The organism is Streptomyces sp. NPDC092045 (assembly GCF_044756005.1).
GTDB lineage: Bacteria > Actinomycetota > Actinomycetes > Streptomycetales > Streptomycetaceae > Streptomyces.
Genome location: NZ_JBIVSC010000002.1, coordinates 409,541 through 434,712, shown reverse-complemented (window position 1 = coordinate 434,712; position 25,172 = coordinate 409,541). Strand labels below are relative to the sequence as shown.

General features: G+C 72.9%; 22 protein-coding genes and 1 tRNA gene. 12 read left to right on the top strand and 11 right to left on the bottom strand.

Going from position 1 to position 25,172, the window contains the following annotated elements:
• Positions 1–162: 162 nt before the first annotated feature.
• From ACIQKA_RS08760 to ACIQKA_RS08740, 5 genes are all read right to left on the bottom strand, one after another.
• A complete protein-coding gene (locus tag ACIQKA_RS08760) occupies positions 163–843 on the bottom strand; it encodes a response regulator (RefSeq protein ID WP_383151148.1) in 681 nt (226 codons plus the stop codon).
• Positions 840–2,213, bottom strand: a complete 1,374-nt coding sequence (locus ACIQKA_RS08755; RefSeq protein ID WP_383151149.1) for a sensor histidine kinase — start codon at positions 2,211–2,213, stop codon at positions 840–842. Before ACIQKA_RS08755 ends, ACIQKA_RS08760 begins: the two co-directional genes overlap by 4 nt.
• Before the next feature lie 224 nt (positions 2,214–2,437).
• Entirely contained in the window at positions 2,438–3,409 is a 972-nt protein-coding gene (locus tag ACIQKA_RS08750) for a DUF4429 domain-containing protein (RefSeq protein WP_383440758.1), read from the bottom strand.
• Between the two features lie 56 nt (positions 3,410–3,465).
• A complete protein-coding gene (locus ACIQKA_RS08745) occupies positions 3,466–4,686 on the bottom strand; it encodes an alpha/beta hydrolase (protein WP_402540488.1) in 1,221 nt (406 codons plus the stop codon).
• 191 nt (positions 4,687–4,877) lie between these two features.
• Complete coding sequence (locus tag ACIQKA_RS08740) at positions 4,878–5,531, bottom strand: TetR/AcrR family transcriptional regulator (protein ID WP_383440763.1); 654 nt, start codon at positions 5,529–5,531, stop codon at positions 4,878–4,880.
• A 136-nt stretch (positions 5,532–5,667) separates the two neighbouring features.
• On the opposite strand from ACIQKA_RS08740, the gene ACIQKA_RS08735 reads away from it, so the two are divergent.
• Positions 5,668–7,290, top strand: coding sequence for an MFS transporter (locus ACIQKA_RS08735; RefSeq protein ID WP_383431808.1), 1,623 nt, complete (start codon positions 5,668–5,670; stop codon positions 7,288–7,290).
• Positions 7,291–7,491: 201 nt separating this feature from the next.
• Positions 7,492–7,944 (top strand): peptidase inhibitor family I36 protein, encoded by a 453-nt coding sequence (locus ACIQKA_RS08730; protein ID WP_402540486.1) that lies wholly within the window; start codon positions 7,492–7,494, stop codon positions 7,942–7,944.
• 134 nt (positions 7,945–8,078) lie between these two features.
• Here the strand turns inward: ACIQKA_RS08730 and aceE are convergent, their stop codons facing one another.
• Entirely contained in the window at positions 8,079–10,811 is a 2,733-nt protein-coding gene (gene aceE / locus ACIQKA_RS08725; protein WP_383156722.1) for a pyruvate dehydrogenase (acetyl-transferring), homodimeric type, read from the bottom strand.
• 417 nt (positions 10,812–11,228) lie between these two features.
• Here aceE and ACIQKA_RS08720 point away from each other — a divergent pair, with 417 nt between their 5' ends.
• The 6 genes from ACIQKA_RS08720 to ACIQKA_RS08695 all read left to right on the top strand — a co-directional run bounded on the left by ACIQKA_RS08720 (position 11,229) and on the right by ACIQKA_RS08695 (position 15,848).
• Positions 11,229–11,651, top strand: a complete 423-nt coding sequence (locus ACIQKA_RS08720; RefSeq protein ID WP_366375689.1) for a DUF3052 domain-containing protein — start codon at positions 11,229–11,231, stop codon at positions 11,649–11,651.
• A 322-nt stretch (positions 11,652–11,973) separates the two neighbouring features.
• The gene (locus ACIQKA_RS08715) at positions 11,974–12,432 is read left to right on the top strand and encodes a peroxiredoxin (protein WP_383156726.1); all 459 of its coding nucleotides are present in this window, start codon (positions 11,974–11,976) and stop codon (positions 12,430–12,432) included.
• Positions 12,433–12,604: 172 nt separating this feature from the next.
• Positions 12,605–13,180 (top strand): TerD family protein, encoded by a 576-nt coding sequence (locus ACIQKA_RS08710; protein ID WP_053647320.1) that lies wholly within the window; start codon positions 12,605–12,607, stop codon positions 13,178–13,180.
• Between the two features lie 84 nt (positions 13,181–13,264).
• Positions 13,265–13,840: a TerD family protein gene (locus ACIQKA_RS08705; protein WP_125663907.1), complete on the top strand. Its 576-nt coding sequence runs from the start codon at positions 13,265–13,267 to the stop codon at positions 13,838–13,840.
• 29 nt (positions 13,841–13,869) lie between these two features.
• The gene (locus ACIQKA_RS08700; RefSeq protein ID WP_383431812.1) at positions 13,870–15,009 is read left to right on the top strand and encodes a DUF475 domain-containing protein; all 1,140 of its coding nucleotides are present in this window, start codon (positions 13,870–13,872) and stop codon (positions 15,007–15,009) included.
• Positions 15,010–15,110: 101 nt separating this feature from the next.
• On the top strand, positions 15,111–15,848 hold the full coding sequence (locus tag ACIQKA_RS08695) for a Tellurium resistance (RefSeq protein WP_383156732.1): 738 nt from the start codon (positions 15,111–15,113) through the stop codon (positions 15,846–15,848).
• A 30-nt stretch (positions 15,849–15,878) separates the two neighbouring features.
• Here the strand turns inward: ACIQKA_RS08695 and ACIQKA_RS08690 are convergent, their stop codons facing one another.
• The gene (locus ACIQKA_RS08690) at positions 15,879–16,751 is read right to left on the bottom strand and encodes a TerD family protein (RefSeq protein WP_383156735.1); all 873 of its coding nucleotides are present in this window, start codon (positions 16,749–16,751) and stop codon (positions 15,879–15,881) included.
• Between the two features lie 187 nt (positions 16,752–16,938).
• Here ACIQKA_RS08690 and ACIQKA_RS08685 point away from each other — a divergent pair, with 187 nt between their 5' ends.
• The 3 genes from ACIQKA_RS08685 to ACIQKA_RS08675 all read left to right on the top strand — a co-directional run bounded on the left by ACIQKA_RS08685 (position 16,939) and on the right by ACIQKA_RS08675 (position 21,764).
• Positions 16,939–18,102 (top strand): HpcH/HpaI aldolase/citrate lyase family protein, encoded by a 1,164-nt coding sequence (locus ACIQKA_RS08685; RefSeq protein ID WP_383156737.1) that lies wholly within the window; start codon positions 16,939–16,941, stop codon positions 18,100–18,102.
• An 18-nt stretch (positions 18,103–18,120) separates the two neighbouring features.
• Complete coding sequence (locus ACIQKA_RS08680; protein ID WP_402540483.1) at positions 18,121–20,862, top strand: phosphoribosyltransferase; 2,742 nt, start codon at positions 18,121–18,123, stop codon at positions 20,860–20,862.
• A gap of 104 nt (positions 20,863–20,966) precedes the next feature.
• Positions 20,967–21,764 carry an HAD family hydrolase gene (locus ACIQKA_RS08675; protein WP_386364744.1) on the top strand — a complete coding sequence of 266 codons (798 nt, stop codon included), beginning with the start codon at positions 20,967–20,969 and terminating at the stop codon, positions 21,762–21,764.
• Positions 21,765–21,781: 17 nt separating this feature from the next.
• On the opposite strand, the gene ACIQKA_RS08670 is transcribed toward ACIQKA_RS08675, so the two are convergent.
• The 3 genes from ACIQKA_RS08670 to ACIQKA_RS08660 form a co-directional block, all read right to left on the bottom strand.
• Positions 21,782–22,000: a zinc ribbon domain-containing protein gene (locus ACIQKA_RS08670; protein WP_402540481.1), complete on the bottom strand. Its 219-nt coding sequence runs from the start codon at positions 21,998–22,000 to the stop codon at positions 21,782–21,784.
• A 46-nt stretch (positions 22,001–22,046) separates the two neighbouring features.
• Positions 22,047–23,408 carry a hypothetical protein gene (locus tag ACIQKA_RS08665; RefSeq protein ID WP_383156748.1) on the bottom strand — a complete coding sequence of 454 codons (1,362 nt, stop codon included), beginning with the start codon at positions 23,406–23,408 and terminating at the stop codon, positions 22,047–22,049.
• Between the two features lie 79 nt (positions 23,409–23,487).
• Positions 23,488–24,150: a DUF4097 family beta strand repeat-containing protein gene (locus ACIQKA_RS08660; RefSeq protein WP_383156751.1), complete on the bottom strand. Its 663-nt coding sequence runs from the start codon at positions 24,148–24,150 to the stop codon at positions 23,488–23,490.
• Between the two features lie 268 nt (positions 24,151–24,418).
• Here ACIQKA_RS08660 and ACIQKA_RS08655 point away from each other — a divergent pair.
• Positions 24,419–24,490, top strand: a tRNA-Val gene (locus ACIQKA_RS08655).
• A gap of 184 nt (positions 24,491–24,674) precedes the next feature.
• Here the strand turns inward: ACIQKA_RS08655 and ACIQKA_RS08650 are convergent.
• Positions 24,675–25,082 (bottom strand): hypothetical protein, encoded by a 408-nt coding sequence (locus ACIQKA_RS08650; RefSeq protein ID WP_383431967.1) that lies wholly within the window; start codon positions 25,080–25,082, stop codon positions 24,675–24,677.
• Positions 25,083–25,172 lie beyond the last annotated feature (90 nt).

Sequence of the window (25,172 nt, the reverse complement as noted above, 5' to 3'; positions counted from 1 at the left end):
GGGCCGGGCCGAGCCGGTCCGCCCCCCCCGAGCCGGGCCGCACCCCCGAGTCGGTCCGCACCCCCGAGTCGTGGCCGCGTCGGTCCGCACCCCCGAGCCGGGCCGCGTCGGGCCGTACCCCCAGCCATGGCCGTGCCAGGTCGTACCGCGTGCCGGAGCGCGTCAGGCCGTGCCCGGCGTCACGAGCCCCGACTCGTACGCGAAGACCACCGCCTGGGCCCGGTCGCGCAGGTCCAGCTTGGCCAGGACCCGGCCGATGTGGGTCTTCACCGTCTGCTCGGCGAGGACCAGGCCGCTCGCGATCTCCTGGTTGGACAGGCCCCGGGCGATCAGCTCCAGGACCTCCGTCTCGCGCGGGGTGAGGCCGTTCAGGCGCAGCGCCGCGGTGTTCCGGCGCGGGGCCGGGCGGGAGGCGGCGAAGTCGGCGATCAGGCGCCGGGTCACGGACGGGGCGAGCAGCGCCTCGCCCGCCGCCACCACCCGCACCGCCGCGATCAGGTCGGCCGGCGGCGCGTCCTTGAGGAGGAAGCCGGACGCGCCCGCGCGCAGCGCCTCGTACACGTAGTCGTCCACGTCGAAGGTGGTCAGCATCAGCACCTTCGGCCGGTGCGTGACCCCGGCCGGCGGGGACAGGATCTCGCGGGCCGCCGCGAGCCCGTCCAGCTCCGGCATCCGCACGTCCATGAGGACCACGTCGGGGTGCGCCGACCGCGCGACCTCCACGCCCCGCCGCCCGTCCGGGGCCTCGCCGACGACGTCGATGTCGGGCTGTGCGGCGAGCAGCGCGGCGAACCCGGCCCGCACCATGGCCTGGTCGTCGACGATGATCACGCGGATGGTCACTCGGGGTCCTCCGTGCGCAGGGGAAGCCGGGCCGCGACCCGGAAGCCGCCGTCGGGCAGCGGCCCGGTGTCCAGCGAGCCGCCGGTCAACCGTACGCGCTCCCGCATCCCGACGAGTCCGTGCCCGGTGCCGGACGCGTCCCGCTCGACGGACGAACCGCCCTCCAGGGAAGGCCCGTTGACGACGAGGACCGTCAGCCACCCCCCGTCCGCCCGGACCGAGACCCGGGTCGCGGCGCCGGGCGCGTGCCGGACGACGTTCGCGAGGGCCTCCTGCACGATCCGGTACGCGGACAGGTCCACCGCCTGCGGGACGTCCCCGAGGTCGGCGGCGAGCCGCAGCTCGGCCGGCACCCCGGCCCGCACGGTCGCCTCCACCAGCTGCTGGAGCCGGTCGAGCCCGGGCTGCGGGGCCAGTTCGCCGCCGCCCTCGCCGCCGTCGCTGCGCAGGACCGAGAGCAGCCGGCGCATCTCGGCCAGTGACTCGCGCGCGCTCGCCGCGATGGAGCCGAACTCCTCGCGGGCCGCGTCCGGGAGCCCGGGGAGGCGGTACGGCGCCGAGTCCGCCTGCACGGTGATCACGGACATGTGGTGGGCCACGACGTCGTGCAGCTCGCGCGCGATCCTGGCCCGTTCCTCCAGGAGCGTGCGCCGGGACCGCTCGGCCTCGCTGATGGTCTCCTGCTCCACGAGCCGCCGTTGGGCGTCGCCCCGCGCGCGCACCGCCGAGGTGAGCAGCAGCAGCACCCCGCTCAGGACCAGCAGCAGGGTGTGGACGCTGGTGTGCCCGGCGGGCCGGAACGCCTCCAGGACGTATCCGGCGGCGCCCGTGGCCAGCCAGACCCCGAACAGCGCCCGGCGGGACTCGCGCAGGCCGAGCGCGACCGTCAGCGCGCAGTAGCCGACGACGAGCGGCGGCGTCCACGGCCACAGGTGGGCGCGCGGGCCGTCGGCGGCGAGCAGCACGAGCGCGCCCAGCACGTCGGCGGCGAAGACGACCCACCAGGCCTGGAGGGGGCGGGTGACGGCGAGCAGCAGCGGCGCGGTCTGCGCGGTGCCGATCGCCCCGGCGAGGGCGCCGGGGACGCCGTAGTCCCCGGCGAGCAGGTGGACGGTGGTGGGGAGCAGCGAGGCGACGAGGGCGACGGCGACGGCGTACGGGAGCAGCCGCACCCAGCGGGAGGCGGCGTCGGCGAGCAGGGGCGCGCCGGGGGTGGTGGGGGTGGTGAGCGCGGCCCCGAACCCCTGGAAGGCCTCCCGCACCCCGGCGACCGCCCGCCGGGCACGGGCTCCGGAGGGTCCGGGCGGGGGAGCGGGGGACGGCTCGGGCCGGGGCGGGGTGGGCGGCTCGGGCCGCGGTGCGCTGGTCATGGCCCGCCCAGCGTAGGCAGCGGCCCCGGCCCCCGGCGTCATACCGGGGACCGGGGTGCGGCCGGGTGCGCCTGATACCGGGGTACGACCCGGGGCCCCCGGAGCGCAGGGCTCGGGGCTCGCGGTTCGGGGCTCAGGACTCGGGGTTCAGGGCTCAGGGTTCAGGGCTCAGGATTCAGGGTTCAGAGCTCAGGATTCAGGGCTCAGAGCGCAGGGTTCAGAACTCAGAGCTCCGCGAGCAGCTCCGCCTTCTTCGTGGAGAACTCCTCGTCCGTCACGAGCCCCGCCCGGTGCAGCTCGCCCAGGTGCCGAATCCTTTCAGCCACCGCCCCGGGGGTCCGGGACCCGACCGGCACGGGGGCGCGGTCCGAGGCCCGGATCGCCGCGAGGACCGCCGCCGCGAAGGGGAGGGACTCGTGGACCAGCCCGTAGCCGAGGCCGAAGACGACGGACGCCGGGTCGTGGTCGGGCTGGCTGGGCCGGGGCCCGCCGTCCCGGCTCAGCAGCCGCAGGTGCCCGTCGAAGACGTCGGGCGAGCGCCACTCGATCCCGCAGAGGTCCCGTACCGAGAAGGTCTGGTCGCCGGCCTTCCACTTCTCCGAGGACGCCCCCGTCCAGAACCAGCGGAACGCGACCTCCGCACTGCCGTCGAAGGACGCCTTCCCGTCGTACGCCTTGAAGGAGAGCGGTCCCGACGGCGGCGCCACGAGGAACCGCTCGGCGGGCGCCACGCCCCCGTACGGGTCCCCGGGCACGTCGAGCACGCCGTCCCGGTCGGGCCCGTCGAGCGCGTCGAGTCCGTCGTACGGGGCGCTCCCGCCGTGCCCGGCGGCCCCCGCGGCCCCCGGCTCCGGCGGCAGGAGCGCCCGCAGCTCGTCCCGGTAGTACTCGGCGAGCGTCTCGCGGTCCGCCGGCAGCACGAGCCGGTACGGATCGCAGCTCTCCTTGAGCTGCCCCGCGGCCGCCTCCATCAGCGGATCGGCGCCCGGTCTCGGCACGGCGTGCAGCACGACGGTGTTCCGTTTCCCCGGCGTGAGCGTCACGGACGCCAGCGCTTCGTACGGCACGCGGCGTTCGCGCAGCACCTGGTACAGCTTCGGCGTGCGGATCCCCCGTTCGAAGCGGATGACGAGGGCGTCGCTCTCGAACTCCCAGGCGGCATGAATTCCGGCCAGCACATCACCCATACGCCTCATCGTAAGCGGCGCCCGCTTCGGCGTCGCCCCTGTGAAAGGTCCCGAAATTGCGGGATCTACGCGCGTCGGGACCCTTCCGCACCGGATATTCCGTCGTGGCAAGAGCTGTCGGCACGTGCGCAGACCAGCCGCGGGTAGGCGCCGACTCCTATCGCGGCGAAGTTCCCGAGGCTCACCGTCCCCGGCGCGAAATAGCCGCTGTGGCCGACGGCCCCGCCCGCCGAGAGCAGCCGCGCGCCGAACTCGGGCGCCACCGGGTCCGCCCCGTGCCCGATCCCGCCCACCTCCAGGTGGGGCACGTCGGCGATCCAGTCGTCCGCGTCCCGCATGGCCCAGATCCGGGCCGTGGTGGCGAGGTCGGCGGCCCGCTCCACCCGCATGCCGGGGCTTCCGGAGACGGCCACGTCCGTCACCCGGGCGGGCAGCCGGCGCGCGGCGACCCCGCAGAGCACGGAGCCGTAGCTGTGGCAGAAGAGCGCCACCCGGGCGTCCCCGGGAAGGGCCTCGGCCAGTCCGACGAGCCGTGCGGCGCCCGACTCGGCGAGCCGGCCGGTCAGCGCGTCGACGCCGATCCCGGCGGGCGCGGTGTAGTCGGCCCAGGCGATCACCGCGACCCCGGTCCCGGGCGCGGCCCGCCGCTCGGCGTCGTAGAGGGCCTGCGCCATGCCGACGGGGGCCCCGTAGCGACCGTGGGTCCGCTGGAAGGTGAGGAGGTTGGTGTCGACGCCGGGCACGACCACCGAGACGCGCCGGGCCCGCTCCAGGTCTCCGAGGACCTCGGCGGCCCGGCCCGTCCCCGTCGGGTCGAAGGCCAGGATCTGGCGGCCCGGCCGCAGCAGCGAGGCGAAGCGGTCGATCCGGCGCCGCGCCTCGTGCCGGCCCTCGGGGGAGAGCCGGGGGTCGTCGGCCCTGCCGCGCTCGGCGCCGTACGCGCGGGCGAGCGTGATCCGGTTGGCGCGGTAGCGGAGGGCGACCGGGGCGCCGTTGAGGTTGCCGACGACGAACGGGTGCCGCGCGGCGAGCCGGGCGCCGCCCGCCGGGCCGAGCCCGGCGAAGAACGCCGCGACGGCCCGGGGCGGGGCCGCCGGGTCGGGCAGCGGGCGGTGGCCGGCCCGGTCGCGCGCCCAGGCGGCGAGCGCGGCCTCGCGGGAGGGCCCCGGCGGGGTCTGGTGCCGGACCGTGGTCCACCCGGTGGTCGCGAGGAGCACGAGCACGACGACGAGCGCGAGCAGGGCGCGCGCGGCGAAGGGGGCGGGAGCGGTGTCGGCAGGTGTCACGGGCCGCCACCCTACGGGGCGGTGGGGACGGTTCCGTACCAGGTGGGACGGAGGTCACGCTTCCGCGAAACGGGGAACCGGGAGGGGCCGGGAAGCGTCCGGCGCGGGGCCGGGGGAGCGTTCCCCCAGAGGCTTCGGAGGCTTCCCGTACGGGCCCCGGAGCGTTCCCGTACGGGCCCCGGCGTCTTCCCCTAGGGCGCCTGGGGGGCGTTCCGCCGGTTCCGCCAGTGCGGGGCCAGGGCCGGGCCGAGGTGGTCGAGGTACTGCTCGGTGAGCGCGCGGATGGCCTCCAGGCTCTGGTCCGCGCCCCGGCCCCACATCTGCCCGGTCACCCGCATCACCCCGCTGAACGCGGCCACCGCGATCCGGGGCCGCGGGTCCGCGTCCACGTCGACGCCCTCGCGCTCGGCGATGATCCGGGCGATCGTCTCCTCCATCTCGGTGGAGCGGCGCAGGTGGACGGCGAGCAGCGCGGGCGTCGACTCGATCAGCCGGAAGGTGCGCAGGTACAGCTCGACCGGGACGACCGCGACGATGGCCTCGCCGATGGTGTCCCAGGAGGAGAGGACGGCGTTGCGCATCGCGTCGAGGGGGCCCTCGGCCGGGGGCCGCTGCTCCAGGGAGCGGACGAACCGCTCCTCCACCATCTGCTGGACGGCGAAGGCGACCTCCTCCTTGGAGGAGAAGTAGCGGAAGAAGGTGCGCTGGGAGACCTCGACGGCCTCGACGATCTCGTCGACCGTGGTCCGCTCGTAGCCGTGGGCGGTGAAGAGTTCGAGGGCCACCCGGATCAGCGCGTCACGCGTCCGCTGTTTCTTCCGCTCGCGCAGACCGGGCAGGGTCACCTCGGGTTCCTCTTCTCCGGCGCCACAGGCGCTTTGCGGGGGTTTCTTCCGGCTCAGGGTACCTGTGAGCTACGTGACAGTTACCGACGCGTGAATCGCTTTGTCAATTGTCAGCGACTGTCACTAGCCTCGCTGTATGACTAGTCAGACCACCGTGGAAAAGGCCCCGCAGGGCCAGGGGGGCACCCCGGGACCCGTGCCGGGTCCGGCGAAGGGACTGCGCGGCCATCCCTGGCTGACCCTGTTCGCCGTCGCCGTGGGCGTGATGATGGTCGCGCTCGACGGCACGATCGTCGCGATCGCCAACCCCGCCATCAAGGCCGATCTCAACGCCTCGCTCGCCCAGGTCCAGTGGATCACCAACGGCTACCTGCTCGCGCTCGCCGTCGCCCTGATCACCGCCGGCAAGCTCGGTGACCGCTTCGGCCACCGCCAGACCTTCCTCATCGGCATCGCCGGCTTCGCCGCCGCCTCCGGCGCGATCGGCCTCTCCGACTCGATCGCGGCCGTGATCGCCTTCCGTGTCCTCCAGGGCCTCTTCGGCGCCCTGCTGATGCCGGCCGCCCTCGGCCTGCTGCGCGCCACCTTCCCCGCCGAGAAGCTGAACATGGCGATCGGCATCTGGGGCATGGTCATCGGCGCCTCGACGGCCGGCGGCCCGATCGTCGGCGGCCTGCTCGTCGAGCACGTCAGCTGGCAGTCCGTCTTCTTCATCAACGTGCCGGTCGGCGTCGTCGCGCTCGTCTTCGGCCTGGTGATCCTGAAGGACCACCGCGCGGAGAACGCGCCGCGCTCCTTCGACATCCCCGGCATCCTGCTGCTCTCCGGCGCCATGGGCACCCTGGTCTGGGGCCTCATCAAGGCCGGCGAGTCCTGGGGCTGGGGCGGCGCCAAGACGTGGGGCTGCCTGCTCGGCGCGGTGCTCCTCTTCGCGCTCTTCGCCCTCTGGGAGACCAAGGTCGAGGAGCCGCTCATCCCGCTGGCCATGTTCCGCTCCGTGCCGCTCTCGGCCGGTGTGGTGCTGATGGTCCTGATGGCCTTCGCCTTCATGGGCGGCCTGTTCTTCGTGACCTTCTACCTCCAGGGCGTGAAGGGGCTCAGCCCGGTCGACAGCGGTCTGCGCCTGCTGCCGCTGACCGCGATGATGATCGTCTCCTCGCCGCTGGCCGGCGCGCTGATCACCAAGTTCGGCCCGCGCGTGCCGCTCGTCGGCGGCATGGTCTGCACGGCCGTGGCGATGTTCGGCATGATCACGCTCTCCGAGGGCACCAGCACGCTCGTCATGTCCCTCTGGTTCGCCCTCCTCGGCCTGGGCCTCGCCCCGGTCATGGTCGGCGCCACCGAGGTCATCGTCGGCAACGCCCCGCTGGAGCTCTCCGGCGTGGCCGGCGGTCTGCAGCAGGCCGCCATGCAGGTCGGCGGCGCGCTCGGCACGGCGGTGCTCGGCGCGGTCATGTCCTCCAAGGTCTCCGGCGTCTTCGCGGACAACTGGAAGGCGGCCGGCATCCCGGCCCCGCCCAACACGCAGCTGGAGCAGGCCGCCGAGTTCGGCATGGTCCCGCCGGAGCTCGCCAAGGCGCCGGGCATGACCCCCGACCTCGTCCAGGTGATCGGCGGCGTCATCCACGACACCTTCCTCCAGGGCATGGGCCTTGCCTTCACCGTCGCCGGTGTCGTCGCGGTCGTCGCGGCGGGCGTCGCCCTGCTGACCAAGCGCGGCGAGAACGCGGAGGCGGGCATGGGCGGCGCCCACATCTGACCTGCGCGTTCTCCTCCCGCGCGGGTCTCCGGCGTGCCTCTCGCACGTCTCTCGCGTGTCTTTCGTACGGCCCCCGCCGGACCTGGTCCGGCGGGGGCCGTCGCCCGTTCGGGTGAAGAAGCTTTGGCCCCCTTCTCAACAGGCGGTGACCTCCGGCAGAGTTCTTGTCACAGAGAGTGACGAAACCGGGGGTTGAGAACCATGCGTGACCTGCGTACGAAGCGATTCCTCACGACCGCCGCCCTGGCGGTCCTCCTCCTCACCGCCCTGCCGGCCTCGGCGGCCACCACGGCGACCGGCGGGGCGCCCGCCACGACGACCGCCACGGCGACCGGCGGGGCCGCTGCCGGGGCCGCCGCCCCGGGGGTGGCGCTCGGGGCCTGCGGCCCCGGGAAGCTCTGCCTCTGGCCCAAGCCCGACTTCAAGGGCAGGGCCCGGACCCACGAGCTGGCCACGACCGACGTCGACAGCTGCGTCGCCCTGCCGGCCGGCACCTCGGCCCAGTCCCTCGCCAACCGCACCGGACGGCCGGTCACCACCTACCAGTCCGCCGAGTGCGAGGAGACGGGCGAGTTCGAGACCTACCCGGGGGAGGGCACCTGGGTGCCGCAGTCGCCCCACGAGGTCAGGGCGTTCAAGATCTGGGAGCGGTAGGGGCGGAGCGGGAGGCGGGCGACGGCGGGCAGGAGACGGGCGGGCAGGGGGCGGCGCGGGGCGGCGCGGGAAACGCCGAGGGGCGGCGGAACCGTCGGTCCCACCGCCCCTCGCCTCCCCTCACGGGGTACGGATCACGCGTCGCCGCCTGCCGCGCCCGGGTCCGCCGCCGCCACGTCGAGCAGCTGGTAGCGGTCCACGGCCTGCTTCAGGGCCGACCGCTCGACCTTGCCCTCGCGGGCCAGCTCGGTCAGCACCGCGAGCACGATCGACTGGGCGTCGATGTGGAAGTGGCGACGGGCCGCGCCGCGCGTGTCCGCGAAGCCGAAGCCGTCCGCGCCCAGCGAGGTGTACGTGCCCGGCACCCAGCGGGAGATCTGGTCCGGCACCGAGCGCATCCAGTCCGAGACCGCCACGAACGGACCCTCGGCGCCCTGGAGCTTGCGCGTCACGTACGGGACGCGCTGCTCCTCGTCCGGGTGGAGCAGGTTGTGCTCCTCGACGGCCACGGCCTCGCGGCGCAGCTCGGTCCAGGAGGTGGCGGACCAGACGTCGGCCCGCACGTTCCACTCCTCGGCGAGGATCCGCTGGGCCTCGATCGCCCACGGCACGCCGACGCCGGAGGCCAGGATCTGCGCGGGGATCGTGCCCGCCCCGGCCGGCTTGAAGCGGTGGATGCCCTGGAGGATGCCCTCCACGTCCACGTCCTCCGGCTCGGCCGGGTGCTGGATCGGCTCGTTGTAGACGGTCAGGTAGTAGAAGACGTCCTCGGCCTCCGGGCCGTACATCCGGCGCAGACCGTCCTTGACGATGTGCGCGATCTCGAAGCCGAACGCCGGGTCGTAGGCGATGCAGGCCGGATTGGTGGAAGCGAGGAGGTGGGAGTGTCCGTCCGCGTGCTGGAGGCCCTCGCCGGTCAGCGTCGTGCGGCCGGCGGTGGCGCCGAGGACGAAGCCGCGCGCCAGCTGGTCGGCCATCTGCCAGAACTGGTCGCCGGTCCGCTGGAAGCCGAACATCGAGTAGAAGACGTACACCGGGATCAGCGGCTCGCCGTGCGTGGCGTACGCGGAGCCGGCGGCGATCAGCGAGGCCGTGCAGCCGGCCTCGGAGATGCCGTCGTGCAGCATCTGGCCGGTCGGCGACTCCTTGTAGGCGAGGAGGAGTTCGCGGTCCACCGCCTCGTACTGCTGGCCCAGCGGGTTGTAGATCTTGGCGCTCGGGAAGAACGCGTCCATGCCGAAGGTGCGGTACTCGTCGGGGGCGATCAGCACGAAGCGCTTGCCGATCTCCTTGTCCCGCATGAGGTCCTTCAGGATGCGGACGAACGCCATGGTGGTGGCGATCGACTGCTGGCCCGAGCCCTTCTTGGCCGCCGCGTAGGCCTTGTCGTCGGGGAGCTCCAGCGGCTTCGCCCGCACGACGCGGGTCGGCACGTACCCGCCGAGCGCCTTGCGGCGGTCGTGCATGTACTGGATCTCCTCGGAGTCCCGGCCCGGGTGGTAGTACGGGGGCAGGCCCTCCTCGATCTGCTTGTCCGTGACCGGGATGTGCAGCCGGTCGCGGAAGCGCTTGAGGTCGTCGACCGTCAGCTTCTTCATCTGGTGGGTCGCGTTGCGGCCCTCGAAGTTGGGGCCGAGCGTCCAGCCCTTGACGGTCTGCGCCAGGATCACGGTCGGCTGGCCGGCGTGGGCCTTGGCCGCCGCGTAGGCCGCGTAGATCTTCCGGTGGTCGTGCCCGCCGCGGCCCAGGTGCAGGACCTGCTGGTCGCTCATGCCCTCGACCATGGCCCGCAGCCGCTGGTCGTCGCCGAAGAAGTGGTCCCGGATGTAGCCGCCGGTCTCGGTGGCGTACGTCTGGAACTGGCCGTCCGGGGTGGTGTTCAGCTTGTTGACCAGGATGCCGTCCCGGTCCTGCGCGAGCAGCGGGTCCCAGGAGCGGTCCCAGATCAGCTTGATGACGTTCCAGCCGTTGCCCCGGAAGATCGACTCCAGCTCCTGGATGATCTTGCCGTTGCCGCGCACCGGGCCGTCGAGCCGCTGGAGGTTGCAGTTGACGACGAAGGTGAGGTTGTCCAGGCCCTCGCGGGCCGCGATGGAGAGCTGGCCGAGGGACTCCACCTCGTCCATCTCGCCGTCGCCGAGGAACGCCCACACGTGCGACTTGGAGGTGTCGGCGATGCCGCGCGCCTCCATGTAGCGGTTCATCCGGGCCTGGTAGATCGCGCCGAGCGGGCCGAGGCCCATCGACACGGTCGGGAACTCCCAGAAGTCCGGCATCAGCCGCGGGTGCGGGTAGGAGGAGAGGCCGTTCGGGAACTTGGACCTCTCCTGGCGGAATCCGTCGAGCTGGGCCTCGTTCAGCCGGTCGAGCAGGTACGCGCGGGCGTAGATGCCGGGGGAGGCGTGGCCCTGGAAGAAGATCTGGTCGCCGCCGTCGCCCTCGTCCTTGCCGCGGAAGAAGTGGTTGAAGCCGACGTCGTAGAGGGAGGCCGAGGAGGCGAAGGTCGCGATGTGGCCGCCGACGCCGATGCCCGGGCGCTGGGCGCGCGAGACCATCACGGCCGCGTTCCACCGCGTGGCGTTGAGGACCTTGCGCTCGACCTCCTCGTTCCCGGGGAAGAAGGGCTCGTCCTTGGTGGCGATGGTGTTGACGTAGTCCGAGCTGCGCATCTCGGGCACGGCCACGCGCTTCTCGCGGGCGCGCTCGATCAGGCGGAGCATGAGGTAGCGGGCCCGGGCCCGGCCCCGCTCGTCGACGGCAGCGTCGAGGGAGTCGAGCCATTCCTGGGTCTCTTCCGGATCGAAGTCCGGGACCTGGCTGGGAAGGCCGCCAATGATGATCGGGTTGCGATCGGATCCGGGAGCCACGCTCTTCCTTCGCTGTTCGGGGTGGTCACGGGGCCACGGTGTGGTCGGGATCTCCATCGTGTACCCCGCCGACACCGGACGTCATCTTTACCGAGGGGTAACCCTTCGGGGCGTCCTCCGGGTGTCAGGGTGCGGTCAAATCGCAACCTTACGCCCAACCCGCGCATGCGTTTCGTCCGGGCGTTCGGCAGACTGAAGAGTCAGAAGTCCTCGAAACCGGGCGAACCGCTCGCACCCGATCACGGAGGGGGTCCCGCAGTGCCGGAAGTTGCGGCGAGACGGCCCCAAACGTCACCGTTTCGGCGGTCTCCGGGGCCGGGTACTTGCGCGATCCGCCCCGGCACGTGTGGACTACGGCCAGCGCCGCGCGCACACGCGCGGCCCACAAGCATTTTCCGAATGAGCAGGAGGCAAGCCGTGAGCGCGACCGCGGACCACGCGGAGGAGCGGACCAACCCGGCATCCAGGCTGGGGTTCGAGCCCGGACAGGTGGTCCAGGAGATCGGCTACGACGACGACGTCGACCAGGATCTCCGTGAAGGCATCGAGTCCATCATCGGGGCCGATCTCGTGGACGAGGACTACGACGACGTCGCCGACGGCGTCGTCCTGTGGTTCCGGGACGAGGACGGCGATCTCACCGACGCCCTGGTGGACGCCATCGGTTTTCTGGAGGACGGCGGCATGATCTGGCTGCTGACGCCGAAGACCGGCCGCGACGGCTACATCGAGCCGAGCGACATCAACGATGCCGCGCAGACCGCTGGTCTCTCCCAGACCAAGAGCATCAGCCTCGCCAAGGACTGGGTGGGCACCCGCCTGGCCTCTCCGAAGCGCTGATCACCCACGCCGCGACGAGCCCCCGCAGGACCCGGTCCTGCGGGGGCCTTCGCGTACGGGCGCAAGCCTTCACGCGGGGGCGCGGGCCTTCACGCAGGGGCGCGGGCCCTTCGCGTGCGGGCACGGGCGCAAGCCCTCACGCACGGGCCGCAGGCCTTCGCGTGCGGGCGCGGGTGCTCCGGTCCGCCGCGCGCGGACGCGGTCCGGTGTCCCGGGGCGGGGCCCTCCGCGTACCGGCGTAGGGTGGGGTTCACCGTTTCGGCCCAGGGCCCGGGTTCCGTCGGCCCGGTCCGCGGGCCCCGTCGAGAGGGACGCGCACGCGATGGCGATCGAGGTCGGCACCGAGGCCCCGGATTTCGAGCTCAAGGACAACCACGGGCGCACCGTGCGGCTCGCCGACCTCCGCGGCGAGAAGAACGTCCTGCTCTTCTTCTACCCCTTCGCCTTCACCGGCGTCTGCACCGGTGAGCTGCGCGAGCTCCGCGCCCACCTCCCGGCGTTCGTCAACGACGACACCCAGCTCCTCGCCGTCTCCGCCGACTCCGTCCCCACCCTGAGGGTCTTCGGCGACCAGGAGGACCTGGAGTTCCCGCTGCTCTCCGACTTCTGGCCGCACGGCGAGGTCTCCCGCGCCTACGGCGTCTTCGACGAGGAGAAGGGCTGCGCGGTGCGCGGCACCTTCGTCCTCGACAAGGCGGGGACCGTCCGCTGGAGCGTCGTCAACGCCCTGCCGGACGCCCGCGACGCCGCCGCCTACGTGAAGGCGCTGGAAGCCCTCTAGGGGTCCCGACGGGGTTCCGGAGGGGCTTCCGGGAGCTCTCCGGGGCCGACACCCTCGCATTCACCGGGCGAATCGACTGTTTCGACCGGGAACCCGTCACTAGGATCCAGACGTTGATCCGATGCCAACGCACGACTGGGGGCGCTGCCCCTGGAAACCTATGGAGGGACTCGTGGGAGTCAGCCTCAGCAAGGGCGGCAACGTCTCGCTGACCAAGGAGGCCCCTGGCCTCACCGCCGTGACCGTCGGTCTGGGCTGGGACGTCCGCACCACCACCGGTACGGACTTCGACCTCGACGCCAGCGCCATCCTGGTGAGCGAGGAGGGCAAGGTCCGCAACGACCAGGACTTCGTCTTCTTCAACAACCTGAAGAGCGCCGACGGCTCCGTCGAGCACACCGGTGACAACCTCACCGGCGAGGGCGAGGGCGACGACGAGCAGGTCAAGGTCGACCTGGCGGGCGTGCCGGCCGACGTGGCCAAGATCGTCTTCCCGGTCTCGATCTACGACGCCGAGAACCGCCAGCAGTCCTTCGGCCAGGTGCGCAACGCGTTCATCCGCGTCGTGAACCAGGCCGGCGGCGCCGAGATCGCCCGGTACGACCTCTCCGAGGACGCCTCGACCGAGACCGCCATGGTCTTCGGCGAGCTGTACCGCCACGGCGCGGAGTGGAAGTTCCGCGCCGTCGGCCAGGGCTACGCCTCGGGCCTGCGCGGCATCGCGCAGGACTTCGGCGTCAACGTCTGAGCCGAACCGCACGAACCGTCCGGCGCCGCACTCGGAAGTGCGGCGCCGGACGTGCCTCATCACCCACCGGGGAGGAACAGAATCATGGGCGTCACGCTCGCCAAGGGAGGCAACGTCTCCCTCTCCAAGGCCGCACCCAACCTCACCCAGGTCCTCGTCGGGCTCGGCTGGGACGCGCGCTCCACCACCGGAGCCCCCTTCGACCTCGACGCCAGCGCCCTGCTCTGCCAGGCCGGCCGGGTGCTCGGGGACGAGTACTTCGTCTTCTACAACCAGCTCCGCAGCCCCGAGGGCTCCGTCGAACACACCGGTGACAACCTCACCGGCGAGGGCGACGGCGACGACGAGTCCCTCATCGTGGACCTCACCAAGGTGCCGGCCCACTGCGACAAGATCGTCTTCCCGGTCTCGATCCACGACGCCGACAACCGCGGCCAGAGCTTCGGCCAGGTCAGCAACGCCTTCATCCGGGTCGTCAACCAGACGGACGGTCAGGAGCTCGCCCGGTACGACCTCTCCGAGGACGCCTCCACCGAGACCGCGATGATCTTCGGCGAGCTCTACCGCTACAACGGCGAATGGAAGTTCAGGGCGGTGGGTCAGGGGTACGCGTCCGGGCTGCGGGGCATCGCTCTAGACTTCGGGGTCAACGTTTCGTAAAGCCATGTAATTTCACGATGGGGTAGACAGTGGTTCTGAAAACCTTCGGCTGGTCGTTCGCCATCACGGCGATCGGCCTGGCCTTCGCCGCTTGGCAGTGGGGGTGGGAGGCGTTCGGGGTCGTTCTGATCCTGTCGATCCTCGAGATCTCGCTGTCCTTCGACAACGCGGTCGTCAACGCCGGAATCCTGAAGAAGATGAATGCCTTCTGGCAGAAGATCTTCCTCACGATCGGCATCCTGATCGCCGTCTTCGGCATGCGGCTGGTCTTCCCCGTCGCGATCGTCGCCATCAGCGCCAAGGTCGGCCCGATCGAGGCCGTCCAGCTCGCCCTGGACGAGCCCGAGCGGTACGAGGCCCTGGTCACGGACGCCCACCCGGCGATCGCCGCCTTCGGCGGCATGTTCCTGCTGATGATCTTCCTCGACTTCATCTTCGAGGACCGCGACATCAAGTGGCTCTCCTGGCTGGAGCGCCCGCTGGCCAAGCTCGGCAAGGTCGACATGCTGTCGGTCTGCGTCGCGCTCATCGCCCTGCTCGTCACGGCGATGACCTTCGCGACCCACGCGCACACCAGCGTCGGCCACGTGGACAAGTCCGCGACCGTGCTGCTCTCCGGTGTCGCCGGTCTGATCACCTACCTCATCGTCGGCGGCCTCTCCGGCTTCTTCGAGAACAAGCTGGAGGAAGAGGAGGAGCGCGAGCACGAGGAGGAGGAGAAGGCCAAGGCCGAGGGCAAGCCCGTCTCGGCGGTCGGCCTCGCCGGCAAGGCCGCGTTCTTCCTGTTCCTTTACCTGGAAGTCCTCGACGCCTCGTTCTCCTTCGACGGCGTCATCGGCGCCTTCGCCATCACGAACCACATCTTCTGGATGGCGCTCGGCCTCGGCATCGGCGCCATGTACGTCCGTTCGCTCACGGTCTACCTGGTCCGCGAGGGCACCCTCGACGACTACGTGTACCTGGAGCACGGCGCGCACTACGCGATCGGCGCCCTCGCCGTCATCCTGCTCGTCACCATCCAGCACGAGATCAGCGAGCTCATCACCGGCTCCATCGGCGTGGTCCTGATCGCCCTCTCCTTCTGGTCGTCCGTCCGCCGCAACAAGGCGCTCGCGGCGGCCGAGGGGGGCTCCTCGGGAGACAGGACAGGGGTGACCCCGGGGGTGTGACACCCCCGAGAATGAGGAACGCTTCACTGCGGGGCGGCCGGAGCACCCGGCCGCCCCGCGGGCATGTGGGGACGTGGACGAGCGGTGGGGGTGGGGACGGCATGGCCTTCTGGGACAACCTGTTCGCGGGGAGGGCGGCGCAGTTCGACTCGGGCAACGCCGTGTCGAACGCGATCGACCTGACGAAACGGCGCCCGTCCGTCTCGCTCACCAAGCAGGGGGCCGCCACCGGCAACCTCCGGGTGAACCTCTCCTGGCGGATGCGGACCTCCGACATCGAGGGCCGCTCCCGCCAGAGCGGCCGGCTGCTGCGCAACCCTGCCCAGTTCTTCAAGCCCGAGGTCGTCCAGGCCCACACCCAGGGCATGGTCAACGTCGACCTCGACCTGGGCTGCCTCTACGAGCTGGCCGACGGCTCCAAGGGCGTGGTGCAGCCGCTGGGCAACTTCTTCGGCGACCTGAACACGGCCCCGTACGTGAAGCTGAGCGGGGACGACCGCTTCGGCGGCTCCTCCGGGGAGACGATCTTCGTCAATCTGGACCAGCGCGACGCGATCAGAAGGCTGCTGTTCTTCGTCTACATCTACGACCAGACGCCGGCCTTCGACCGCACCCACGCCAAGGTCACGCTCTACCCGAGCAACGGCCCCCGGATCGAGATCGAGCTCGACGAGCGCGCCCCGCAGGCCCGCTCCTGCGCGGTCTTCTCCCTGGAGAACGTCAAGGGCGACCTGACGGTCCGGCGCGAGGTGCGCTTCGTGTACGGCTTCCAGGCGGAGCTGGACCGGCTGTACGGCTGGGGCCTCCAGTGGGGCCGCGGCTACAAGACCAAGACGTGACGGGCGGGCGCCGTGCCCGCCCGGGCCGTCTCAGGACCTGACGAACTGGGGACCCATCGGCGGCATCCGGAAGTCCGGGGAGGGGTTCTGCCCGGGAGCGCCCACGGGCTGCGGATACCCGTACGCGGGGGCCGGGACGTCCGCCGGCCGCTGCGGATACCCGTACGCGGGCGCCCGGTCCGGCCGGGGCGGCACCGCCGGCTGCGGCGGCACGGGAGGGTGGACCACGGTCGCGTCGAGGTCGGCGGCCCCCGCGGGCGTGCCGTGGGCCGGGGAGCCGGTGGGAGCGCCGTCCGGGCCCCGGGAGGCCTCCGGGGCCCCGGGAAGGCCGTCGTGGCCCTCCTGGGCGCCTTCCTGGGCGTCCTCGTCGACCGAGATGCCGAAGTCGGTGGCGAGGCCGACGAGGCCCGTCGGATAGCCCTGCCCCACCGCGCGGAACTTCCAGCCGTCCCCGCGCCGGTACAGCTCGCCGCAGATGACCGCCGTCTCCTCGCCGGTCTCCGCCGTCACCTCGAACAGGGCCAGCGGCTCGCGCTCGGGCCCGGTGGCGTCGTACAGCAGGATCCGCAGGTCGGAGACGGAGCGGAAGGTGCCGCCGTCGGAGGAGGCCGCGACCACCACCCGGTCGACCGAGGCGTCGAGGTTGCCGAGGTCGGCCTCGACGGTGTCCGTCAGGCCCGAGGCGTCCCGCTTCTTCGGCAGCCGCCGCACGAGCCCCGAGGGGTGGCGCGGCTGGTTGTAGAAGACGAAGTCCTCGTCGGACCGCACGCGCCCGGAGGGCCCGAGCAGCAGGGCCGAGGCGTCCACGTCGGGGACCCCGGGGCCCGGGGTCCAGCGGAGCACGGCCCGTACGGCCGCGGTGTCGAGAGGGACGTTGGAGCCCTTCAGCATCGCGTGCGTCATGACCGCAATCCTGCCCTCCCGGCCGACCCGCGGACAACGCGGGGGCGGTACCGAGACCGGGACGAGACCGACGGACACGGACGGGTTACCTGGATTTCATACGCTGGGGGAACCGGGGATACCCGTATCTACGTACTATTACCGGCCACGTGTCGTCCGGGCACAGAGAGGCAGACGGGGTACTCACATGCGTCATTTCGGGCACATCCCGTCCGTGAAGCGGGCCGGGCTGTTCCACCGGGAACCGGCCGAGTTCACGGCCGCGTCGCCCGCGCGCACCCTCGCCACGGCCCTGGGCGCCACGCTCTACAGCCCGGCCACCCGGCCGCGGCTCGCCGACGCCGTGCGCAAACAGGCCGCCCGCGGCGTGGTCTCCATGGTGCTCTGCCTGGAGGACTCCATCGGCGACGCCGACGTCGAGGCGGGCGAGGAGAACCTCGTCCGGGAGTTCGCGGACCTCGCCGCCGGCGGCACGGACGTGCCCCTGCTCTTCATCCGGGTCCGGGAGCCCGACCAGATCACCGACCTGGTCGAGCGCCTCGGCGAAACGATTCATCTGTTGTCCGGATTCGTACTTCCCAAATTCACCGAGAAGCGGGGCCGCGCCTTCCTCGAAGCGCTCGTCGGGGCCGAGCGGACGAGCGGCAGGCGCCTGTACGCCATGCCCGTCCTGGAGTCCCCCGAGCTCCTCCACCTGGAGACCCGGGTCGAGACCCTCGCCGGCATCGCCTCGATCACCGGCGAGTACCGCGACCACGTCCTCGCCCTGCGCCTCGGCGTCACCGACTTCTGCTCCGCCTACGGCCTCCGCCGCTCGCCCGAGATGACCGCGTACGACGTCAAGGTCGTCGCCCACGTCATCTCCGACGTCGTCAACGTCCTCGGCCGCGCCGACGGCACCGGCTTCACCATCACCGGACCCGTCTGGGAGTACTTCCGCCCCGGCGAGCGCATGTTCAAGCCCCAGCTCCGCCGCAGCCCCTTCCTGGAGGGCCGCGCCGAGGACCTGCGCACCGCGCTCATCGAGCACGACCTCGACGGCCTGCTGCGCGAGATCGAGCTCGACCGCGCCAACGGCCTGCTCGGCAAGACCTGCATCCACCCCACCCACGTGGTGCCGGTGCACGCGCTCTCCGTGGTCAGCCACGAGGAGTGGAGCGACGCCCAGGACATCCTGCGGCCCGAACGGGGCGGCGGCGGGGTGCTCCGCTCCGCGTACACGAACAAGATGAACGAAGTGAAGCCGCACCGCGCGTGGGCCGAACGCATCCTGCTGCGCGCCGAGGTCTTCGGCGTCGCCAAGGAGGACGTCGGCTTCGTGGAGCTGCTCACCGCCGGACTGGCCGGCTGACGAAGGGACGTCGACGACGTGGTGTGGACCGGAACGTGGGTCGCGGAGCGACTGGGCGTCGAACTGATCGGCGACGAGGAGCTGCCGGACCTGTTGGGCCTCGCACTGCGCCGCAACCCCAAGCGCGCGCACCTGCTCGTCTCCGGCGTGCTCGGCAAGCACGTGCCCCAGCGCCCCTCGGTGGTGTACGGCGCCGGCCTCGACCTCGGCCGGCGCGTGCGGGCGCTCCTGGGCGACGGGGAGGCCGCCCGCGCCGTCGTCCTCGGCTACGCGGAGACCGCCACCGCCCTGGGCCACGCCGTCGCCGACGGCCTCGCCCTCGCCCCGTACCTCCACTCCACCCGGCGGCCGGTGCCCGGCGTCGCCCGCGCGGGCGGCTTCGAGGAGTCCCACTCCCACGCCACCTCGCACCTGCTGCTCCCCGAGGACCCCGGGCTGCTCGCCGGCGACGGACCCCTGGTCCTGGTCGACGACGAGTTCTCCACCGGCAACACCGTCCTCAACACGATCAGGGACCTGCACGCGAACCACCCGCGCGAGCGGTACGTCGTCGTCGCCCTCGTCGACATGCGCTCGGCCGCCGACGTCGGCCGCCTGGACGCCTTCGCGGAGGAGATCGGCGCCCGCGTCGACCTGATCGCCCGCGCGGCCGGCACGGTGCGCCTCCCCGAAGGGGTCCTGGAGAAGGGCCGGGCGCTGGTGGCGGAGCACGAGACGGCTCCGGAGCCGAGGCCCGCGGCCCCGGCCCCCGGCGCCGTACGGGCCGAGCTCGACTGGCCCCGGGGCCTTCCCGACGGCGGCCGGCACGGCTTCACGCCGGAGCACCGGGAGCGCCTGGAGGCGGCCCTGCCGTCCCTGGCCGACCGTGTGGGGGCGGCCCTGGGGGCGCCACGGGCCGCCGGGACGCCCGGGGCCCCGGAGGCCTCCGGCACCGGTGCGGGCGCCGACACGGCCAGTGGCAGCGGCAGCGGCACCGGCATAACCGCCGGCAGCGGCAGCGGCAGCGGCACCGGCATGGCTACCGGCACCAGCACCGACATAGCCACCGGCACCGGCACCGGCACCGGCACCGGTGCGGCCACCGGCACCGGCACGGCCACCGCCGCCGCCGCCGCCCGCCGCGTCCTCGTCCTCGGCTTCGAGGAGCTGATGTACGCGCCGCTGCGCCTCGGCACCGCCCTGGAGGAGGCCGGGCACGACGTCCGCTACTCCACCACCACCCGCTCGCCCGTCCTCGCCGTCGACGACCCCGGCTACGCGATCCGCACCCGGCTGGTCTTCCCCGCCCACGACGACCCGGCCGACGGCCCCGGCGAGCGCTACGCCTACAACGTGGCGGGCGGGGGCTTCGACGCCGTCGTCCTCGTCGTCGACTCCGCCGCCGACACCCCGGCGCTGCACGCCCCGGACGGCCTCCTGGCCCGGCTCGCGGAGCACGTGCCGCACGTGGTTCTCGCGGTGATCCCCTCGTACGTGCCCGGGGCCGCCCCGCACGCCCCCGGAACCACCGGGACCGCGCGCGCCGTCGAGAACGGCGGAGCCGCCGGAACCGCCGCCGGAACCGCCACCGAAGTCCCCGACGCCACCGAAGCTCCCGAAAGGAGCTCCATGCTGCCCGAGCCCCTCCGCGGCCCCGCCTTCTCCTCCTACGCACCCGAAGAGGTCGGCTGGCTGCTCCAGGACCTCTCGGACGTCGCACTCGAAGCCCCCACGGAGGAGCGCGAGGAGGCCGTCCAGAGCGGCGGCGCCCACTACGCGGAGTCGCTGCCCGTCGAGTACCAGCCCAGCGAGCGCTACCAGGAGCTCTTCCACGCCGCCCTGGCGGGCTCCGCCGCCCGGATCGCGCGCGCGGTCGGCACGGTCACCGAGACCGTCCTCGCCGAACGCGCCGGCACCCCCGTCCTCGTCTCGCTCGCCCGCGCCGGCACCCCCGTCGGCGTCCTCATGCGCCGCTGGGCGCAGGCCCGCCACGGCCTCGACCTCCCGCACTACGCCGTCTCGATCGTGCGCGGCCGGGGCATCGACGCCAACGCGCTGCGCTGGCTCGCCGCCCACCACGACCCCGCCGACGTCGTCTTCGTCGACGGCTGGACGGGCAAGGGCGCCATCACCCGCGAACTCGCCGAGGCGATAAGGGAGTTCGAGGAGTTCGACGGGTTCGACCCGGACATCGCGGTCCTCGCGGACCCCGGTTCCTGCGTCCGCACCTACGGCACGCGCGAGGACTTCCTCATCCCCTCCGCCTGCCTCAACTCCACGGTCTCCGGCCTGGTCTCGCGCACCGTGCTCCGCTCCGACCTGGTCGGGCCGGACGACTTCCACGGCGCCAAGTTCTACCGCGAGCTGGCCGGCTCCGACGTCTCCGGGGTCTTCCTGGACGCCGTCGCCGCCCGCTTCGACGAGGTCGCCGCGACCGTCGAAACGGACGTCAAGGAGCTCCTGAACGCCGACCGCGCCCCCACCTGGGAGGGCTGGGCGGCCGTCGAGCGGATCAGCGAGGAGTACGGCATCCACGACGTCAACCTGGTCAAGCCGGGCGTCGGCGAGACCACCCGCGTCCTGCTCCGCCGCGTTCCCTGGAAGATCCTCGCCAAGCGGGGCGCCGGCGCGGACCTCGCGCACGTGCGGCTGCTCGCCGAACAGCGCGGCGTCCCGGTCGAGGAGGTCGACGACCTGCCGTACAGCTGCGTGGGCCTGATCCACCCCAAGTACACCAGGGGCGCGACGGGCGCCGACGGCAAGGCGGTGGCGTCCCAGTGAGCACGACGACGGGCACGGCCCGGACCCGGACCCCGGATCCGAACCCGGTACAGGCCCCGGCCCCGACTCCGGTACAGGCCCCGGTCACGACCCCGGCCCCGGTCCTGGTCGCCAGCGACCTCGACCGCACCCTCATCTACTCGTCCGCGGCCCTCGCCCTCGGCATGCCCGACGCGCTCGCGCCCCGGCTGCTCTGCGTCGAGGTCCACGAGTCCAGGCCGCTCTCCTACATGACCGAGGAGGCGGCCGCCCTCCTGGCGCGGCTGACCGACGAGACCGTCTTCGTGCCCACCACCACGCGCACGCGCAAGCAGTACCAGCGCATCCGACTGCCCGGCACCGCGCCGAAGTACGCGATCTGCGCCAACGGCGGGCACATCCTCGTCGACGGCGTCTCCGACCGGGACTGGCACGCCTCCGTCCTCGACCGGCTGGCCGGCGAGTGCGCGCCGCTCGCCGAGGTCCGCGCGTACCTCTCCGCCACCACGGACCAGTCCTGGGTGCGCAAGCACCGGGTCGCCGAGGACCTGTTCACCTACCTGGTCATCGAGCGGGACCTGCTCCCCGAGGGCTGGCTGGAGCTCTTCGGCCACTGGGCGGGGGAGCGCGGCTGGACCGTCTCCCTCCAGGGCCGCAAGGTGTACGCGGTGCCGAAGCCGCTCACCAAGAGCGCGGCCGTCCGCGAGCTCGCCCGCCGCACCGGCGCCGCGCTCACCCTGGCGGCCGGGGACTCCCTGCTCGACGCCGACCTGCTGCTCGCCGCGGACCGGGCCTGGCGCCCGGGCCACGGCGAACTGGCCGACGGCGACTGGACCGCCCCCCACCTCGACGTCCTCGCGGAACGCGGGGTCGCGGCGGGGGAGGAGATCCTGCGCCGCTTCAGGGCGGCGGCAGCGGGCTGAACCCCCCTCCGGGAGGATCAGCCGCAGCAGCCCCCGCCGCAGCAACCGCCACCGCCGCCACCGCCGCTCTGCGCGGGGGCGGCGGTGGCGCTTCCGCCGACGGCCACGGCCGAGAGCAGCTTCACGGTGTCGTCGTGCCCGGCGGGGCAGGCGGCCGGGTCGGAGGACTCGGCCATGGGCCGACTGAGCTCGAAGGTGTCGCCGCAGGTGCGGCAGCGGTATTCGTAACGAGGCATGGGGACAGGTTAGAGGCTGCCCGGCGGAACGCGGCGGCTCGGCCGGTCAGTGACCGGAGCCGCCTCCCCGCTCCTCCCGGATCTGCCCGACGACCCGGGCGGCGTCGGCGCGGACGTCCTCCAGCTCGGTCAGGAAGTGCCAGTAGTCCGGGTGGCGGCCCTCCAGGGAGGCGACCGCCCGGTCGATGCGCGCGACGGCCCGGTCGAGGGGCCCGGCGTGCCGGGGGTCGGGGGTGGTCCGCCCGTCCATGGCGAGCCGCTGGGCGTCCCGTACGGCGAACCGGGCGCGGTCGACCTCGGCGTTCGGGTCCTTGGCGACGGCCTCCAGGCGGCGCAGCCGCTCCCCGGCGGCCGAGACGGCCTCGTCGGTCGAGTCGAGGAGGGCGCGGACGGTGGAGAGCAGCGAGGTCGCGTCGGGCCAGCGCTGCTCGGCCCGCGCCCTCCCGGCCTCGCCGAGCCGCTCCCCGGCCTGCGCGAGGCTCGCCGCGGCCTGCTCGGGCACGTGCTGGAGGTCCTGCCAGCAGTCGAGCGAGAACCGCCGCCGCAGTTCGGACAGGACGGGTTCGACGCCCTCGGTGCGGGTGGCCAGCGCCTCGGTGCGGGTGCGGAGGGAGACGAGCCGCCGGTCGATCTCGGCGGCGCGCTCGGGCAGCCGCCCGGCCTCGGCCCGTACGGCCTCGGCGTCCCGCAGCACCAGGTCGGCCCGCTGGAGGGTCTCGGGGACGCCGTGCCGGCCCGCGCCCTCGTTGAGCCGGGTCAGCTCGGGCCCGAGCCGGGCGAGCCGCAGCGCGAGGTCGTCGGCCCGCAGCCCGCTCTCCCGGACGGCGTCGAGGGCGTCGCTCGCGCCGCGCAGGGCCTGCCGGGCGCGCTCGACGGCGGGCGCCAGCCGGGCGAGCTGGGTCTCGGCGCGCCCGAGGAGCGGGGCGAGCCCGGCCTCGAAGCGGTCGAGCTCGCCCTTCACCCGGTCGAGCTCCTCCTTGGCGCGGGTGAGTTCGGCGCGCGCCCGGGAGGCGGTGGCGGCGTCCAGCTCGTCGCGGTCGAGGTCGTGGGCGTCGACGGCGGTGATGTACGCGTGGCTGACCTGGTCGATGCGGCGCCCGAGCGCCTCGAAGCCCGAGACGGCGTCGCGGGCCTCGGGGGAGCTGTCGACGGCGGTGATGGTCTCTATCGAGATGCGCAGCCCGCGCTGGGCGGTGTCGAGCTCGTAGAACGCGGCCGCTGCGGCGTCCTTGGCGGCCTGCGCCTCGGCCCGCTGGCCCTCGCCCCGCCCGCCGAACCAGCGGCGGGTGCCGCCCCCGGCGAAGGCCCCCGGCAGCATCGCTCCCGCCACCAGGGGCAGCAGGAGCGCCAGCCGGAACGCGGAAGGAATCCCGGGCGCCGACGCGCTCCTCGTATCGCTCGCCGCCACGTACCTCTCCCCGTGCTGTGTCCGCCGTGCCCGGTCCGGGTCCATTCTCCCACCCGGTGGGGACGAACACACGGGCCGGTCAGTTCACCGTGCGGACGGTGACGTCGCCGTTGTCGCTGCGGACGCTCACGTTGTGCCCGCTGCTGTCCCGCCGGGGGACGTCGAGACGGACGTCCCCGTTCCCGCTGCTCCCGGAGAGGGCGTACTCGGCCTTCGGGACCTCGACGGTGATGCCGCCGTTGTCGGTGACGACGTCGACCTTCCGGGGTACGGCTCCGAGGGTGAGCCGGACGTCCCCGTTGGCGGTCCGTACGGCCAGGTCGGTCGACGTGGTGCCGGAGTCGACGACCACCCTCCCGTTCTCGCTGCCGAGGTCGAGCGCCCCGGCGGCCTTCCGCACCCGCACGTCCCCGTTGTCGGTCCTCACCTTCATGGGGGTGGCGAACCCCTCGGTCGTCACGTCGCCGTTGTCGTTCTCGACGGTGACGGCGACCTTCCGGGGCACCTGGATCCGGTGCACGGACCGGCAGTCGGAGGCGACCGCGTCGCACTCGACCCGCAGCGTCAGCCGCCCGTCGACCAGCTTCCAGCTGGCGTCCGGCCCGGACCCCATGAACACCCACCCGTCGACCTGCCGCTCGACCCGCACGTCGTCGACGTCGGCGGGGGTGATCACCAGCCGGGAGTTGTCGGAGTCGACGGTGAGGGCCTCCCCCGAGAACGCGAAGTTCTTCTTCTCCACCGGCGCCCCCTCGGCGTCGGCCGTCCCACATCCGCCCACCCCGAACGCGAGGGCGAGCACCCCACCGGAAGCGACCAGCACACGAACCCGACGACCCACGACCACGAAGACCAACCCCCAGAAGACCAAGACGACCACCTGAACCTACGCCCCGCCCACCCTCCGCGACGATCGGGCGACCCACCGTCCCCGGGGTGGGGCTATCCCCCCCGGCCCCATCGGTTTGCGGCACCCACCCACCGGCCATGTAGGCTGTTGCCTCTTCCACGGGTGCGTAGCTCAGGGGTAGAGCGCTGCTCTTACAAAGCAGATGTCGGCGGTTCGAAACCGTCCGCGCCCACCGGTGCAGAGGCCCCCGGTCAATCATGACCGGGGGCCTTCGGCGTCGGTGTCCGGTATCGGCGCCGTGGCCGCTGCGGCCGTGCCTCGAAGGTGCTGCGGCCCGTTCCCGCCACGGTCCGGGAGCGCTCGGTCGGCCCCGCGGCTCCCGGTGTCCCCGACCGTGACCGCTCGGCCGGAGCGGGTCAGAACGCGCGGGCGAAGACGCGGGCGCCGTTGTGGAAGGTGATCGTCAGGCCCGGCTGGGAGGTCGCTTCCGGTGGGGTGGACCAGCGTTCGACGGCCGAGATCTCCGGGGAGGCGGCCTGGGCGAGGACGGCGGCGAGCCAGGCCTCGGGGGAGTCGGTCTTCCGGGGAGGCTCTCCGGCGGGGATCGGGGGGCCCGTGACCGGTTCGTCGAGGAAGCCCTCATGCTTGGCGCCCTCGGGCAGCTGGCCGGTGAACTGCCACCGGGTGTCGGTCGTGCCCACCGTGACGACCACGCCGAAGGGGTGCTCGGTGTCGCCGGACTCGGCGAGGGTCCGCACGCGGTCGGCCGTCGGGCTGTTCTTCGCGAGGTCGGCGACGAGTTCGCTGAACCGCTGGGGACGCATGCCTCTGCGTCTCCTTTCTCCGGGTTTCCTTTCTCGGTCGTTCTTCCATCCTAAGGATCACAGGGGCTGGGGGGAGACGGGCAGGGGAAA

Excerpts from the sequence above, each read along its gene's own strand:
- ACIQKA_RS08755 (WP_383151149.1), bottom strand. The coding sequence starts at position 2,213 with ATGACCAGCGCACCGCGGCCCGAGCCGCCCACCCCGCCCCGGCCCGAG.
- ACIQKA_RS08750 (WP_383440758.1), bottom strand. The coding sequence starts at position 3,409 with ATGAGGCGTATGGGTGATGTGCTGGCCGGAATTCATGCCGCCTGGGAG.
- ACIQKA_RS08735 (WP_383431808.1), top strand. The coding sequence starts at position 5,668 with ATGACTAGTCAGACCACCGTGGAAAAGGCCCCGCAGGGCCAGGGGGGC.
- ACIQKA_RS08730 (WP_402540486.1), top strand. The coding sequence starts at position 7,492 with ATGCGTGACCTGCGTACGAAGCGATTCCTCACGACCGCCGCCCTGGCG.
- ACIQKA_RS08715 (WP_383156726.1), top strand. The coding sequence starts at position 11,974 with ATGGCGATCGAGGTCGGCACCGAGGCCCCGGATTTCGAGCTCAAGGAC.
- ACIQKA_RS08705 (WP_125663907.1), top strand. The coding sequence starts at position 13,265 with ATGGGCGTCACGCTCGCCAAGGGAGGCAACGTCTCCCTCTCCAAGGCC.
- ACIQKA_RS08695 (WP_383156732.1), top strand. The coding sequence starts at position 15,111 with ATGGCCTTCTGGGACAACCTGTTCGCGGGGAGGGCGGCGCAGTTCGAC.
- ACIQKA_RS08690 (WP_383156735.1), bottom strand. The coding sequence starts at position 16,751 with ATGACGCACGCGATGCTGAAGGGCTCCAACGTCCCTCTCGACACCGCG.
- ACIQKA_RS08685 (WP_383156737.1), top strand. The coding sequence starts at position 16,939 with ATGCGTCATTTCGGGCACATCCCGTCCGTGAAGCGGGCCGGGCTGTTC.
- ACIQKA_RS08670 (WP_402540481.1), bottom strand. The coding sequence starts at position 22,000 with ATGCCTCGTTACGAATACCGCTGCCGCACCTGCGGCGACACCTTCGAG.
- ACIQKA_RS08650 (WP_383431967.1), bottom strand. The coding sequence starts at position 25,082 with ATGCGTCCCCAGCGGTTCAGCGAACTCGTCGCCGACCTCGCGAAGAAC.